12 protein-coding genes and 1 pseudogene are annotated in these 15,859 nt (G+C 43.9%); 10 read left to right on the top strand and 3 right to left on the bottom strand.

Annotation, left to right across the window (positions count from 1 at the left end):
- Positions 1-330 (bottom strand): annotated as a pseudogene (locus B3O12_RS16440) (3-deoxy-7-phosphoheptulonate synthase); the annotation flags it as partial.
- A 79-nt stretch (positions 331-409) separates the two neighbouring features.
- Here B3O12_RS16440 and B3O12_RS16445 point away from each other — a divergent pair.
- Entirely contained in the window at positions 410-1,621 is a 1,212-nt protein-coding gene (locus tag B3O12_RS16445) for a proline dehydrogenase family protein (protein ID WP_189630304.1), read from the top strand.
- Positions 1,622-1,689: 68 nt separating this feature from the next.
- A complete protein-coding gene (lysS, locus tag B3O12_RS16450) occupies positions 1,690-3,399 on the top strand; it encodes a lysine--tRNA ligase (protein WP_286747512.1) in 1,710 nt (569 codons plus the stop codon).
- 103 nt (positions 3,400-3,502) lie between these two features.
- Here the strand turns inward: lysS and B3O12_RS16455 are convergent, their stop codons facing one another.
- Positions 3,503-6,328 (bottom strand): putative LPS assembly protein LptD, encoded by a 2,826-nt coding sequence (locus tag B3O12_RS16455; RefSeq protein WP_189630306.1) that lies wholly within the window; start codon positions 6,326-6,328, stop codon positions 3,503-3,505.
- Between B3O12_RS16455 and B3O12_RS16460 the strand changes: the two genes are divergently transcribed.
- The 4 genes from B3O12_RS16460 to B3O12_RS16475 all read left to right on the top strand — a co-directional run bounded on the left by B3O12_RS16460 (position 6,321) and on the right by B3O12_RS16475 (position 10,682).
- A complete protein-coding gene (locus B3O12_RS16460; RefSeq protein WP_189630307.1) occupies positions 6,321-7,124 on the top strand; it encodes an N-acetylmuramoyl-L-alanine amidase family protein in 804 nt (267 codons plus the stop codon). The two genes, B3O12_RS16455 and B3O12_RS16460, sit on opposite strands and share 8 nt — an antisense overlap.
- A complete protein-coding gene (locus B3O12_RS16465; RefSeq protein WP_286757109.1) occupies positions 7,124-8,083 on the top strand; it encodes an MlaD family protein in 960 nt (319 codons plus the stop codon). Before B3O12_RS16460 ends, B3O12_RS16465 begins: the two co-directional genes overlap by 1 nt.
- Before the next feature lie 101 nt (positions 8,084-8,184).
- On the top strand, positions 8,185-9,813 hold the full coding sequence (locus B3O12_RS16470; RefSeq protein WP_286757111.1) for an acyl-CoA carboxylase subunit beta: 1,629 nt from the start codon (positions 8,185-8,187) through the stop codon (positions 9,811-9,813).
- A 2-nt stretch (positions 9,814-9,815) separates the two neighbouring features.
- Positions 9,816-10,682 carry a transglutaminase-like domain-containing protein gene (locus B3O12_RS16475; protein ID WP_286747508.1) on the top strand — a complete coding sequence of 289 codons (867 nt, stop codon included), beginning with the start codon at positions 9,816-9,818 and terminating at the stop codon, positions 10,680-10,682.
- Here the strand turns inward: B3O12_RS16475 and B3O12_RS16480 are convergent.
- Positions 10,676-11,296: a 4'-phosphopantetheinyl transferase family protein gene (locus tag B3O12_RS16480; protein ID WP_286747507.1), complete on the bottom strand. Its 621-nt coding sequence runs from the start codon at positions 11,294-11,296 to the stop codon at positions 10,676-10,678. The genes B3O12_RS16475 and B3O12_RS16480 overlap by 7 nt on opposite strands.
- Positions 11,297-11,361: 65 nt before the next feature.
- Between B3O12_RS16480 and B3O12_RS16485 the strand changes: the two genes are divergently transcribed.
- From B3O12_RS16485 to B3O12_RS16500, 4 genes are all read left to right on the top strand, one after another.
- Positions 11,362-12,288 (top strand): WD40 repeat domain-containing protein, encoded by a 927-nt coding sequence (locus B3O12_RS16485; protein WP_286757112.1) that lies wholly within the window; start codon positions 11,362-11,364, stop codon positions 12,286-12,288.
- The gene (locus B3O12_RS16490) at positions 12,285-13,124 is read left to right on the top strand and encodes a DivIVA domain-containing protein (RefSeq protein ID WP_189630313.1); all 840 of its coding nucleotides are present in this window, start codon (positions 12,285-12,287) and stop codon (positions 13,122-13,124) included. Before B3O12_RS16485 ends, B3O12_RS16490 begins: the two co-directional genes overlap by 4 nt.
- Before the next feature lie 83 nt (positions 13,125-13,207).
- Positions 13,208-13,573, top strand: coding sequence for a dihydroneopterin aldolase (gene folB, locus B3O12_RS16495; protein WP_286747505.1), 366 nt, complete (start codon positions 13,208-13,210; stop codon positions 13,571-13,573).
- Between the two features lie 401 nt (positions 13,574-13,974).
- Positions 13,975-15,858 carry an IGHMBP2 family helicase gene (locus B3O12_RS16500; RefSeq protein ID WP_286757113.1) on the top strand — a complete coding sequence of 628 codons (1,884 nt, stop codon included), beginning with the start codon at positions 13,975-13,977 and terminating at the stop codon, positions 15,856-15,858.
- Position 15,859 lies beyond the last annotated feature (1 nt).

Raw genomic sequence — 15,859 nt, forward strand, 5'->3', positions numbered from 1 at the left:
TACGGTGGTTCTGGCACCAATCCAAACCAAGTCTACTTCATACTTGTGAGCCAGCTCAACATGTTCGGGAGTAGCTACTTCCATGGCAAATTTAAAAGGAGTCTCCTTTCTAAGGGCTTGTACCCATTGCAATGCGCGTTCGCCATGTCCTTCAAAATTCCCCGGGCGAGTCCTGGGTTTCCAAATACCACCCCGAACAAAGTCTACCTTATCAATAATAGGGAGAACACTGTTTCTCAGTTGCTCCTCCGTTTCTACACTGCAAGGGCCTGAAATAAGCAAAGGTTTATTGTATTGAGGGTACCAGTCTTTAAGTTCGCGCACAACCATTCTATTCCTGTTTTACAGAGCCTTAACAAATGTAGAAAGGTATTGGTTTGTTGTTATATTTGCCGACCGAAAATCGCCTATGGAACTAAAGAAGTTTGTTGATTTTGATGAGCTGGAAGTGGCTTTTCGTGCTAAAACTGATGAAGCTCTCAAAAAACGTCATTTCATTTTTTCTACCATGCAATGGCCATGGTTGGTAAAATTGGGTACAAGCCTTACCAAGTTTGCACTAGCCACCGGGCTTCCTGTAAAGAAGCTCATAAAATCTACCATCTTCGATATTTTTTGCGGAGGCGAAACGCTCGATGGCTGCCAAAGATCCTCCAACGAACTGGCAGCTTTTGGAATAGGGGCCATCTTCGACTACTCAGTAGAAGGAGAAAAGTCTGAAGAGGGATTCGACCAGACAACCAATGAGATACTTCGCACCATAGAGAGGGCAGGGGAAATGGAATATATCCGTTTTTCGGCCTTTAAAGTAACGGGGTTGGCTTCTTTCGATCTGCTCGAAAAAATTCATGCCGGAGAAAAACTTACTCAGGAAGAGGAGGCTGCTTACGCCCGTGTCTTTGATAGGGTAGACAGAATTTGCCGTCTGGCCTATGAAAAGGATGTTTCTGTATTGATTGATGCCGAAGAAACCTGGATTCAGAAGCCAATTGATGAGATATCTCAGAAAATGATGAGTATCTACAACCGCGAAAAAGCACTCATCTATTATACTTTTCAGATGTACTGCCATAGCATGCTCGATAACCTAAAAAGTATGCACAGGCAGGCCGTTGATAGCGGCTACCGGTTGGGGGCCAAATTGGTTCGCGGAGCCTACATGGAGAAAGAACGCGATCGGGCTGAAGAGTTGGGCTATAAAGATCCTATTCAACCCAACAAAGAAGCAACCGACAGGGATTTTGATCTGGCGGTAAGGTATTGCGTAGAAAATATCCACCAGATCGGTCTTTTCTGTGGTACCCACAACGAAATTTCTAACTACAAACTCACTCTTGTTATGGACGAGTTTGGCTTGCAAAAGAATGACCACCGTATATACTTTAGTCAGCTATATGGCATGAGCGATCATATTTCGTTCAACTTGGCCGATGCAGGTTATAATGTAATAAAGTATGTGCCGTACGGTCCTTTAAAAGCAACTATTCCATACCTTATTAGAAGAGCCAATGAAAACACCTCGGTGAAAGGGCAAAGCGGAAGAGAGCTTAGCTTGCTTAGAAAGGAGATGAGCCGAAGAAAATTATTTAAGAAACAACTAGGCCATCAGGATAAATTTTAGTTCTGCCTGAGTCTGTTCGTATTATCCTGTTGAATCATTAACTTTGCGCTCCAAAATTTTGAAGCGTCATGCAAGCACTAAGCGAACAGGAGATACAAAGAAGACAAGAAAGGGAGGAACTAGAGCAACTAGGCATTAATCCTTATCCATCAGAAACATTCGAGGTTACTGCCTATACCAAAGAGATAAAGCAGAATTTCGAAAAAAATCCTGAGCAGTACAAAGAGGTAAGCCTTGCCGGACGCATTATGAGCCGAAGAATTATGGGTTCAGCATCTTTTGCTGAACTACAAGATTCTGAGGGCAGAATTCAAGTGTATCTGAGGAGAGATGACCTTTGCCCGGGAGACGATAAAACACTCTATAATACCGTATTTAAAAAGGTATTGGGCATAGGAGATTTTATAGGCATTAAGGGCTACGCTTTTAAAACCCAGGTGGGAGAAATTTCAGTACACGTTACTGAGCTCAAGGTTTTGGCCAAATCGTTGAAGCCACTTCCATTGCCAAAAACAGATGCCGAAGGCAAAGTGCATGATGCCTTTACCGATCCTGAACAACGTTACCGTCAGCGGTATGTTGATTTGGTGGTAAACCCGCACGTAAAAAAGACCTTCGTACAGCGCACGCAATTGGTAAATTCTATGCGCAACTTCCTGGCCGATAGAGGGTATCTGGAAGTAGAAACCCCCATTCTTCAGCCCCTGTATGGTGGAGCTGCCGCCAGACCGTTCAAAACCCATCACAATACGCTCGATATGACTCTTTATTTGAGGATAGCCAATGAGCTATACTTAAAGAGGCTTATAGTAGGAGGTTTCGATGGTGTATTTGAGTTCTCTAAAGACTTTAGAAACGAAGGGATGTCGCGTTTCCACAACCCCGAATTTACCCAGGTAGAGCTTTATGTAGCTTATAAAGACTACAATTGGATGATGGATTTGGTGGAGGAAATGATTGAAAAGGTTGCGCTAGACCTTCATGGAACCACCGAGGTGCAGGTAGGAGAGCATAAGATCAACTTCCAGAGGCCATGGAAGAGGTTTACCATGTTTGAGGCTATAGAACACTTTACCGGGGTTGATATTTCTCAAATGAACGAAGATGAATTGAGAAAGACGGCCAAGGAACTAAAGGTTGAGGTGGACGATACCATGGGCAAAGGAAAACTCATCGATGAGATTTTTGGTGAACACTGCGAACCAAAGCTCATTCAGCCAACTTTTATTACCGACTATCCGGTAGAAATGTCTCCTTTGGCCAAGAAGCACAGAACCAAAGAAGGACTGGTAGAGCGTTTTGAGGCTATTTGTAACGGAAAGGAAATTTGCAATGCATTCTCTGAATTGAACGACCCGATAGACCAGAGAAAGCGCTTTGAAGAGCAGCTGGAGCTTGGCAAGCGTGGAGACGATGAGGCCATGGTTTTAGATGAAGACTTCTTGCGCGCACTGGAGTATGGAATGCCACCAACGGCCGGCTTGGGAGTAGGTATTGATAGACTTTCCATGATTATGACCAACTCCAACTCCATACAAGATGTATTGTTCTTCCCTCAGATGAAACCTGAAAAGAAGGTGTCTGTGGAGTTGAGCGAAGACGCAAAAGGAGTACTGGATGCTCTGAAGGCTGCGGGTGTTACCGATCTTAATGTATTTAAAGAGAGTACCGGGCTTTCTAACAAGAAATGGGATAAAGCCATAAAAGAATTGACCCGCAATGGGTTGGCCAAAGTGCAAAAGACTAACGATGCACTTACAGTAGAGCCGGTAGCCTAATCGCTACAACAATTCTAAAGATCCTCTTAAAGTACCGGACCAAATAAGGTCGCAGTCTTTGAGAGGATTTTTTTTACTCCAGCCCTTTAAAAGAAATGTAGCATTAGAAAGAGGAGAATCCACCTCGGTTGTTTTCAAACTGGCTTCTTCTGCGGCTTATTTTCAGGTCTTTCAGTACGGAAGACTTAATCTGAATATCGATAGTATAAGAAGTAAAGGCACCAAATGGAATCCAGTTGCCTCGCATTTCCCAACAACCTAAGTCTCTATACAAACCAATAGAAGTGGTGGTGAATTCTTTTTCGAAGAAATCGTAGCCGGTATTATATGTGATTTGCCATTTTGGAGTAAGAGCCACCTGTCCATGAGCCTTTACCGACTGACGCGTTACCTGGTTGGTGGGTGTCCAGCGATAACTGTAGTCATAGCTCAACCGAATGTTCCAGGGAATTTCCACATCCACATAGGCATTTGGGTCATAAAAATATTCACCCATTTGGGCTGCCAGTGCACCACCACCATCGTTTAACGAGCCATATTCGTTCTCATTATTGTTGCCAAAGCCATCACCCCCGAAATCTCCAACACCAATACTCTCGCCACCAAAGCGTCCACCACCTCCCATAGGGGCCGAAGCTCTCGAATTAAGGTTAGTGGAAAGGGAGAATCGGGCACTTGTGATTCTGCCCAGCCCCTGGCCGGATCGAATGGCCAGTACATCAACAGGCCGTAAAGTGGTTACGCCTTCAGAGGTTTCGGGCAAATAGGCATAAGGATCGAGCGTGGCCCCCATATTGATGTTTAGTTTTCTATCGAAAAGGGTGGTTCTGGCAGTAATTTGAATGGGGGATAGCCTGAATGAATCGGCTAAGAAGTTATAAGAACCCTGTAAATTAAGGCTTTCCAGTAAGGCTACTTTCTCCGACTTGGCTGTGTCGCTCTTTACTTTCATTTCAAATTTGTTATTGAGCGAAAAACCTAAGGCAGCAGACTCTCCCAGGCTTGGCGTACCAAAGCGGAAACCATCGTATTTAGAAAGCAATCGGAATCTTCCCCCTCCGGTGGTGTCGGTTTGTACAAGCTGATAATAGCCATACTTTGGATCACTAAAATCAGGCCTGTAGCTAAAAGAAACTGAAGGAGTCATGATATGGCGGATGGCTTCAACCCTGCGACTTCTCTTGAAATTGAACATGCCATAAAGCTGGGTGGTCATTCCAATACCGGCCGAATAAGTCATCGATCTGGAAAAACCATTGATGGTGTCTATTCTCACAGCATTCTGGTCTTCGAGAAATTCATATTGCAGTTCTTCCAGATACCAGAGTTCTTCTATTTGAAAAGAAGGCGAAAAGTTAAGGTAGGTTAGTGCCGAAAAGGAGGTGGAAACATCGATGTTGTGTCGGGCACCGTTCTTTGCATTGTCCAGTAGTTCTCCTAAAGTGTCAAAACCAACGGCAATGGTGTCGTTTGCCTCAGCTTTGTTGGCAATTTGAAAACCCGCACTTCCGGGTCTTACAATGTTTGTGATTTGGTTCGATGCATTAAATCGCCAGCCAAAGTTGAACCTTTTTAAAAGGTCAATGTCTGAATTTTGCAAAGGGTATACCCGGTTCATGTTCAGCGACATTTCCGGTAATGAAATGTCTATGATCCCAGTCTGTACGTTTTGGTTGTGGCGGGCACTAAAGGAATAGCTAAATGGTGAGCGAGGTATTACCCCACTATACTGCACATTCGACCTAAACTCCGACCGTATATTGTTCTGAAGGTTAACGGTACCCAGGTTGTTCTGATTGTAGGTGCTTGTTCCTGCGTTTACACTGGCCGAAAAACGCCCGTTGCGCCCTCTGGAGTCCGGTCGGTGAGACCAAGAAACCCAAAAGTCTTTAGAGTCCAAGGCATCTACTTCATAGTCGGGAGTAATGTTGCGATTATAGGTAAGGTCAAACTGCCCACTGAATTTATAGCGTTGCTTATATACCGATCGAATACGAGTAGCCCAGCTTCCTTTGGAGTAATAATCGGCCGTAACTGCGGTATGAATATTATCGTTCCAGGCAAAGTAATAGCCTCCTTCTTTTAGAAAAAGCCCTCTTCTTCGTTCATCTCCATATTTAGGAAACAGAATGCCAGAGGTAGATTCTTGCGTGTCCGGGAAATAACCAAAGGGAAGCCCCAAGGGAGTGGGTATGTCACCTACATACAATAGAAAAGGGCCCGTTATCACATTTTTACCCGGGTTAATTTTAATTTTTGAAGACTTAATGTAGGTGCCTGCATCAGGGTCGTCCAGACAGGGTATAAATTTGCCGTCCTTTATGTATGCACTCTGATCGGCATTTCTTTTCACTACACTGCCGCGCAAATGGCCATCTTGCTGTTTGGTGGCCACACCTTTAATTATGGCCTTTTGTGTTTCAAAATTGTAGCGAATCTCTTCGGTATCGAAAATATCAGGGCCATCCTGAAAAATTGGTCTGCCCACCCAGTTGCCCAGCGAGTCCTGAATACCGGTGGCCATTAGCTCGTTCTTGTTTTTATCTATAGTTATTCTTTCTGCAACCAGCTTTATATTACCATATTCAATTTTAGCGTTTCCGTAGAGGTAGGTTTGGTTGGTAAGCAGTTTGGTGATGATGGAGTCTTCAGCGTAGTATTTAATGGTGGTTTGAATCCCTCCAACCACAACCTGTAGCGAATCGGAAATACCCGGTACGGTGTCGTTTTTAACCGGTTGTTCGGCTTCGGCACGATTTTGTCTACTTTCTTGTCCGGCTCTTATAAACTGAGCCTTCAAAGAAGAAGTACAGAGAATGGCTAAAACAATGAAGAATATTTTCCCGTTTGAAAACACGCTGAATTTCGGTTTTTCCGAATTTTTAAGATTTTTGCGTAAAGTTATCTCAATCAGCCGTTTCATGCGCATCGAAGTGAAATTTTATCTGATTCCTTTAGTTCTTTTAACACTTCTGGTGGTATGCCCGACTGTTTCGCCCGCACAAACGGCCAAAAAGAAGTATAAGGTAGTTTTAGACCCCGGACATGGTGGGAAAGACTCCGGTACAAGAGGTTCCAAACTTTTGGAAAAGGATGTGGTTTTGGCCGTTACTCTTAAAGTGGGAGAATATCTTGAAAAATATACCGATGACATTGAGGTGATTTTTACCCGCAAAAAAGATGAGTACAGTCACCCCAAAGTTCGTGCCACGCTAGCCAACAATATGGAGGCCGACTTGTTTGTGTCTATACATGCGAACGCCATGCCTGCCGGCAACTCTCATGTTTATGGTACTGAAACCTACGTGATGGGAACCAAAAACGAAGGAAGAAACTTTGAAGTAGCGAAGCGTGAGAACTCTGTAATTCTTCTGGAAGAAGACTATAAAGAGCTTTATCAGGGGTTCGACCCCAATGCTCCGGAGGTAAATATTATGTTCGAAATTATGCAGGAAGCATTTCAGGAAAACAGCATTTTGTTAGCGCAAAACATTGAGGAGCAGTTTTCTAAGCGTGCGGGCAGACACAGCAGAGGGGTAAAGCAATCGAGTCTTTGGGTACTTTGGAACACAGCAATGCCAAGTGTTTTAATAGAAATAGGTTATCTTACCAACCCGAAAGAAGAGCGAGAGCTTTCTACCCCTGAGGTTCAGGAGTATATTGCTTCGGCCATTTTCAGGGCTATTCGCGACTATTTCGAGTATCAGAAAACGTTAGATAACTAGTGGCTAAAGGTAAAGAATTCAAAGTTGGTCTTTTTGTAGTGCTCATGGCAGCATCGCTCTACATTGGGTTTAATTACCTTAGAGGGCTCGATGTCTTTTCTCCGCTTACCACATACTATGTGAAATATCCCAATGTAAGTGGGCTCAACAAGGGTGACAGGGTTATTCTCAATGGTCTTGATGTAGGAAGCGTAATAGAGAGGCGTTTTTCTAACGAACAGTACAATGAAATTTTAGTAACGCTGGCTATAGATAAAACCATTAAGCTCACCGATAGTACCCTGGCCAGATTAGCTAAGCCTGATTTTCTTGGAGGAATTGAAGTGCAGTTGGTATTGAATTCCGGAGGTACTCGGATACTGGAAAAAGGCGACACGCTAATCGGAGAAATTGATGGAGGTATTACAGAACTACTTACTCAGGAAGGTCTCTCGGCAGCCAACCAACTCACCGCCTTGGTGAATAGAATAAACAATGTGTTGGAGCCATTTGCTGAAAAAACGGATACCATTGCGGCAGCCATAGATAATTTTAAGAAACTTTCAGATGGGCTGGTTGTTACCAACGAGTTGGCCCAGGCCTCAATGGAACAATTCAACCTTAGGCTGGAATATGTAACAGATTCGCTCGTGGCGGCCATGGGAGGTGTAAAGCCTCTAATGGACGAATACAAAAAACTGGGCGAAAAGCTCAATGCGGTTGATGTGGAGAGCAGGCTGGAACGAATCGATTCGGTGCTTTATTCTACGCAGAGCTTCCTTGCCCGACTCAACTCTGATGATGGTACACTTGGCAAGCTGCTTACCAGCGACTCCCTGTACAATACCCTGAATCGGACCATGGCCGATTTAGATAGTCTGATGATCGACCTGAGGTACAATCCTAAGCGTTATATGCACTTCTCTATTTTTGGCAGAAAGAACCGTCCGCCAGCCGATAGTAGGAAATCAAACAGGTAGTGCAAAAACAGTAGCTCCAATTTCAAGTTTGAAATCTGAGGGTGCAGGTCTATTTTTAGCCTGTAAACCGTAATAGAAATTGAGCAACTCACTTAAAGGAAATGGATTTAGAATTCAATAAAAATGACGACAGCATGCGTCAGCTGCTTTTTCAGTTAAATACCAAACTGAAGAAAGTTAAACTTGGCGGAGGAGAGAAAAAGATAAAAGCACAGCACGATAAAGGAAAGCTTACTGCCCGAGAGCGTATCGACTACCTTGTTGACGATTCTGATGATTTTGTTGAAATAGGAGCTTTTGCCGGAGACGGCATGTATACCGAAGTTGGCGGATGCCCCTCAGGTGGAGTGGTCACAGGAATAGGAAGGGTTAGTGGACGTCAATGTGTTATTGTGGCCAACGATGCCACTGTAAAAGCCGGAGCCTGGTTTCCAATAACCGCCAAAAAGAACCTGAGGGCTCAGGAGGTAGCCATGGAAAACCGGTTGCCCATTATTTATCTGGTCGATAGTGCAGGTGTTTTTCTTCCCATGCAAGATGAAATTTTCCCCGATAAAGAACACTTTGGCAGGCAATTTAGAAACAACGCCCGGATGTCTTCAATGGGAATTATTCAGGTAGCTGCCATTATGGGAAGTTGCGTGGCCGGAGGAGCCTATTTGCCCATTATGAGCGATGAGGCAGCTATTGTAGATAAAACAGGCTCCATATTCCTGGCAGGCTCTTATCTGGTAAAGGCCGCCATTGGCGAAGATATTGATAATGAAACTCTCGGAGGAGCAACCACCCAAAGTGAGATTTCGGGAGTAACCGATAACAAGTTTCCAAATGATGAGGCCTGTTTGGACTACATAAAATCCATTTTCGATAAAATTGGGGAGTTTGAAAAGGCCGGTTTCGACAGAAAGGAACCCCGACTGCCGGAGAAAGATCCCAATGAACTCTATGGAATAATGCCTCAAGACAGGGTGAAGCCATACGATGTGCGCGAAATTATAGCTCGCCTGGTAGATGGCTCGGAGTTCGATGAATACAAAGAGAAGTATGGCCAAACCATAGTATGTGGCTATGCCCGAGTTGATGGTTGGGCTGTTGGAATTGTAGCCAATCAGCGGGTTGTGGTTAAGTCGAGAAAAGGCGAAATGCAAATGGGAGGAGTGATTTACTCTGACTCTGCCGATAAGGCCGCTCGATTTATAATGAATTGCAACCAGCGGAAAATTCCTTTGGTGTTCCTGCAGGATGTAAGCGGATTTATGGTAGGCAGCCGTGCCGAACACGGTGGCATTATCAAAGATGGCGCTAAAATGGTCAATGCAATGGCTAATTCGGTAGTACCTAAGTTTACCATTATTACAGGCAATTCATTTGGAGCAGGCAACTATGCCATGTGTGGCAAAGCCTATGATCCACGCCTCATTTATGCCTGGCCGACCGCACAAATAGCGGTAATGAGTGGAGCTTCTGCGGCCAAAACCTTGCTTCAGATAAAAGTATCTACACTAAAAGCCCAAGGTAAAGAGATAAGTGAGGAGGAAGAAAAGAAACTACTCGATGAAATAAAGGCTAGCTATGATGAGCAAATGAGCCCATATTACGCTGCCGCCCGTTTGTGGGTAGACGGTATTATTGACCCCAAAGACACCCGAAAAATTATATCTAAAGGAATAGAAGCTGCTAATCATGCCCCCATTAAAGAAGCGTTTAATGTAGGAGTGATTCAGACATAAGTATGGAAGAGACAAATCATTTAAACAATAGTGAGCTCAAGGCATTGGTGTCATTGTTAGACGATGACGATGTGGAGGTGGTTCAGCATGTAGAGAATAGAATCATGGCCTTGGGAACCTACATTATTCCTTACCTGGAGTTTGAATGGGAAAATAGCTTTAACCCGGTGGTGCAAAAGCGCATAGAAGAGTTGGTGCACAACCTGCAGTTTGAGTTAACAAAAGAAAAGCTCTATGCCTGGAAGGTTCAGGGAAACCACGACTTATTGGAAGGTATGTGGCTGATAAATACCTATCAGTACCCCGATCTGGAATTAGAGCAACTCAGTAAAGAAGTAGAACAAATTTATTATGACGCCTGGTTAGAGTTTAAGACGGATTTACACCCTGTAGATCAGGTAAAGCTGCTCAACTCGGTAATGTTCAATAAGCTGAAGTTTGGAGCAAACACTAAGAACTTTCATTCGCCAGGAAACTCCATGCTCAATGTGGTGTTGCAAACCCGAAAAGGTAATCCAATATCGCTTTGCATAATCTATATGTTGGTTGCTCAAAAGCTAAAAATGCCAATTTATGGAGTCAATCTGCCCAATTTGTTTGTAATGACTTACAAGCAAGGCGATGTGCAGTTCTACATCAATGCCTTTAACAGAGGCTTGGTGTTTTCTAAAAAAGAAATTGATGAGTACATCACTAACCTGAGGCTGCCTCCGAACGAAAAATTCTATGAGCCTTGCACTAATCTTGATATTATTGCCAGAGTGTTACGCAATCTCATGAATGCTCATGAAAAACTGGGTAATAATGACAAGGTCAATGAAGTGCAGCAGATGCTCTCCATTATAGAAGCCAGCAAAGAAAATCAGTAAGCAATAACCGTAGTTAAGGGAGTGTCTGCTGGTAGAAAAAGCTTGTATAGAGATACTCCCTCATCTCTCTCAATAATTTTTCCTTCACCGTAGGGCCTGTCCAGGTTCTTAGTGATGAGTTGTTCTGCAAAGATTAACTGAGTTCGGCCGTGCAATTTGTACAAAGCCTCTTTGGCACTCCATACCCGGGTTAGGCGATTAATATCCCCATCTACCCATTTGCGTTCGCTGGAATGAACAAACTTATGAGCGATTTTGAGCACCTGCTCACGCTCGTGTTCAATATCAATACCTATGGGGCCATTGAGGTTTATAGCTGCAGCAGCATAACCCTTAGCGTGCGAAATAGATAGCCCTATGCTCTCGTCTACCAAATGAGGTTTGCCAAACTTATCCTTATAAATCTCGAAATCGCCAAACGGCTCTAGTAGAACCCGCAACGCACAGCGTGCGGCCAGCGATTCGATTCTGCGCGATTCTACTTTTATACTGTTTAGCTCCTCATCCTGAATGGTCAGGTTCAAAAACTCCTGCAGAGTGTCGGCCTCCTCTTCAATTTGCCAAATGGCAAAATGAACATTTTCTTCTACTTCACCTTTTTTAATAATAGGCATCTGCTTTCTAAGTTTTTGGTTGGCGGCTGCTTAGCTTTGCAACGGATAATTCAAAGGCCAAAGATATGTCTAAAATTCAAGTCGCTAAAGTAAATACTCTTGCTGCCCATCAGGATTGTGTTTACGCCTTAGCACCAGGGCCCCAACCACATGTGTTCTTTTCTTCGGGTGGCGATGGTGTAGTAGCCCAGTGGGACCTTACTAACCTCGAACAGGCAAAGATGGTAGCTAAAGTGCCCAATTCTGTATATGCCCTTTGTTATTATTCCCAACGCAATGCACTCATAGTAGGCCAAAACTTCGATGGCATTCATATTATCGATCTTACCGAAAAGAAAGAGAAGGGGTCAATTAAATTGGGTAATGCGGCTATTTTCGATATAAAGGTAATGAACGATCATATTTTCTGTGCATTGGGCAACGGAGAGGTTCATGTGCTGGATATTGCCACACTTCAAACCTTACGGGTTATTAAAGCTTCCGACAAAAGTGCCAGATGTATCGCCATTAGTCCGAAAAACAATGAGTTGGCAGTTGGGTTTAGCGATAATTATATTCGAATTTATAACCTACAGACATTCAGTAAGAAAAAAGAGTTTGAAGCTCATAAAATTTCGGTTTTTACCGTACAATATTCACCCGATGAGCGTTACTTAATCAGTGGTAGCAGAGATGCCCACCTGAAGATTTGGGAGGTGAACCAAAGCTATGAGCTCAAACAAGCCATAGTGGCTCATATGTATGCAATTAACCACCTGGTTTTTAGTGCTGATGGCAAACATTTTGTAACTTGTAGCATGGATAAGTCGATAAAGGTCTGGGATGCCGCGACTTACCAACTCCTTAAAGTAATCGATAAGGCAAGGCACGCAGGGCATGGCACCTCAGTCAACAAAGTGCTTTGGTCAAACTTCAACAACCTATTGGTATCGGCAAGTGACGATCGGAGTATATCCGTTTGGAATATTAATTTTAATCTTTCTGAGGAATGAATATTACACCATTAGAAATTAGACAAAAGGAGTTCGAAAAGAACTTTAGAGGTTATGACAAAGACGAAGTCAAAGCCTTTTTGAATTCGCTTTCCCTGGAGTGGGAGAAGCTCAACGACCTGAATAAGGAGTTGAAATTTAAGTTGGAAGCAGCGCAAGAAGAAGTGAAAAAACTACGTGAAGTAGAAAACTCGCTTTTCAAAACGTTGAAAACAGCAGAAGATACCGGGGCCAATATGATTGAACAAGCCACAAGGACTGCCGAGCTGCACATGCGCGAGACAGAGATGAAGGCCGATGCCCTGATGAGTGAGGCTAAATCCAGAGCCAAGTCGATTATCGAAGATGCTGAAGATAAGGCGCGTATGATTGTGGACGATATGGAAGATGAGATTCGTCAGTTAGAGCAGGTGTTCAGAAGCTTGGATGCCAACAAATCGTCTTTAATGAGCGATTTGAAGATGCTGGCTGAAGATATTCTTTCAAAACTCAGCCGACACGAAGATTTTCCGGCCGACATTAAACCCCACCTCAAAAAAGCAAAGGAGTTAGCAAGGGAGGTCAATGACAATGTGGCTCCCGTAGATGTGAATAAAATCATCGCCCACAACGAGAAAAAAGAAGCAGAGGCCAGCATTGATGAAATGGTGGAAGATTCTGACGATGAGGAAACCATTGCTATGGTAGAGGCCATTGATGAGGCCCCGGAAGCCGAAACTCAAAAAGAGGAAAAGGTGGAAGAAGAGCCCAAAGCCAAAACACCTAAAGAAGAACAAATGGTTGAAGAAACCACTGAGAAGAAAGAGAAGGGTTCTTTTTTCGATCAGTTTGATTGATTCAATTAGCTCACTTCATAGCATAGATGGTGTATTCACTGTCGAATGAGTGAGGATATTCATTCCAATATTTAAACGAATCGATGAACAAAGATATCGTTGCGCTGGAAGGCATGGAGTTCTATGCCTTTCATGGTTTTTATGAAGAGGAGAGAGAAAAGGGGAATCATTTTGTGGTGGATGTTGCCCTCACTACTTCTTTCGAAAAGGCCGCTGAAACCGATGAACTTTCCGGTACCGTCAACTACGAAGAACTGCATGCGCTAGTGAAAGCCGAAATGGAAATCCCAACCAAGCTATTGGAGCGCGTGGCCGGCAGAATTATTGAAAAATGCTTCGAGCAGTTTCCAACAGCTTCAGAAGTGAAGGTGTCTGTAGCCAAGAAAAATCCGCCTATTGATGCTAAAATTGAGCAATCCAAGATAACGATGATCCGGGCACGTAAATAGTCGGTGATTTCGTAATTCCCGTCCCGAAAAAAATCGGGAGTAATCCCCAAACCCTTTTCAAAACAATTGAGATCCCGATCAGGTCGGGGATGATGATCCAATTGAAATTTGGGGTTTGTTCAACCTAAAAAGGTTTTTATCCCGACTTGACGGAGATATCTACCCCGCTTAATCATGACTTTCATAATTAAGTTTTAGGGTTACTCATTTAGATCGCATTTGTTAGATCCAGTATACTAGCCACAAGCTGTGTCCTCACAACGTGATTTAACAGCCATTTGTGAGGGCACAAACGGAGGCAAGGTTCAGAAATATACTTCTTACGACTTAAGTAAGTAACCCTATTAAGTTTTGAACAGTATTTTTAAAAACAATCCGCCATCTTGCGGCCTTTCTAAGAAATGACTCCAGCTCAGGCCGAAATATCCAAGCTTATTGATCTTCTGAAAATAGAGAAGGACGAAGACTATGCTCAGTATCAACAAAAGATGCTGAACACTTCTCTTGAAGAAAGAAGAAGACAAGGGGTTACCTGGTATCCGGTGGTAAAGGCCAATCATTTCATAAGTACCGGTGAGCGCTGGACCGTTGAATTGGAACGTACTTCACACCTGGAGCAAAACCACGCCTTTCAGTCGGGAGCGGTGGTCAGTTTGTTTCTAGGGCAAGATGAAAGGGATTGCACTACTCAAGGGGTTATCAGCTTTATTCGGGATAACAAAATGAGGATTGTCATTAACGATGACGATTTGCCCGATTGGATTGGCGATGGAAAGCTGGGAGTGAACCTGCTCTTCGATGAAGGCAGCTACCGCGAAATGCACAAAGCACTTATGGAAGTGCTGAAGGCAGAAAACGGACGGCTGGCTGAGTTGCGAGAGATATTTTACGGGGCTAACCGGCCGGCCTTTAAAAGCGGATATGATTTTCAGTCAGTCAACCTTAATGAAAGTCAGAATCAGGCACTCACTAAGGTTTTTAATGCCAGAGATGTGGCGATAATTCACGGCCCACCAGGCACAGGCAAAACCACCACCCTTGTCAATGCCATTAAAGAAGTGGTAAAAACCGAGCGACAGGTGCTGGTTTGTGCCCAAAGCAACGCGGCAGTAGACCTGCTGGTTGAAAAGCTAGATGTACTTGGAATAGAAGTGCTGCGGCTCGGCCACCCGGCTCGCCTTACTCCGGAGGTAATCGAAAATAGTCTGGATGTCAAAATAGCTAGTCATGCTTATTTTAAGGAGCTTCGCGAGATAAGAAAGCGCTCGGAAGAGTATCGGAGAATGGCCGGCAAGTATAAAAGAAACTTCGGCCATGAGGAGCGTATGCAGCGCAATCTGCTTAGGAAAGAAGCTAAAATGCTCAAAGAAGATGCCGATAGAATTGAGCAGCACATTACCGAAGATCTCATGGATAGGGCGCAAGTCATAGCCTGTACTTTGGTCGGTTCAACCCATTCGCTGGTCAATGATCGTGTCTTCAAAACCGTTTTTATAGATGAGGCTTCCCAAGCGCTTGAGCCTGCGGCATGGATTGCCATTCGCAAGGCCTATCGTGTAGTAATGGCAGGAGATCACCAGCAGCTACCGCCCACCGTCAAGTCGATAAAGGCAGCAAAGGAGGGACTAGAGAACACTCTGTTTGAGAAGGCAATAGGATTACCTGAAGCTACTGTTATGCTGCAAACGCAGTATCGGATGCACCCGAATATTATGAGGTTTTCCAGCGATTACTTCTATGAAGGAAAACTCAAAACGGCCAATGAGGTACTGGAGCGCACCTATGCAATGGAGCTGGAGCACTTTGTGTTTATAGATACTGCCGGAGCAGGATTCACCGAAAAGGTGAAAAAGCAGACCCTTAGTACATACAATGAAGAAGAGGCCGCTTTGTTGGTCAAACATTTAGGTGACAACATCTTACCGGATACTTCCATTGGCATCATTGCTCCATACAAAGCCCAGGTAGAGGTTTTGCATGACTTAATAAAGGACAACCCTGCTTTTGATGAGGTGCGGGAGAACATTACCATCAATTCAGTCGATGCGTTTCAGGGGCAGGAGAGAGATATCATCTATATCAGCTTAACCCGGTCTAATGATAAAAGTGAAATTGGGTTTCTCAAAGAGTACCGAAGAATGAATGTGGCCATGACTCGTGCCAGAAATCAGTTGGTGATTATTGGTGATTCAGGAACTCTTGGTAAAGACAACTTCTACAATGCGGTACTGGACTACGCCCAGAAAACGGGAGGCTATAAAAGCGCTTTTGAGTTTTTGTATTGAT

The organism is Roseivirga sp. UBA838 (assembly GCF_002296035.1).
GTDB classification, from domain to species: Bacteria; Bacteroidota; Bacteroidia; order Cytophagales; family Cyclobacteriaceae; genus Roseivirga; species Roseivirga thermotolerans.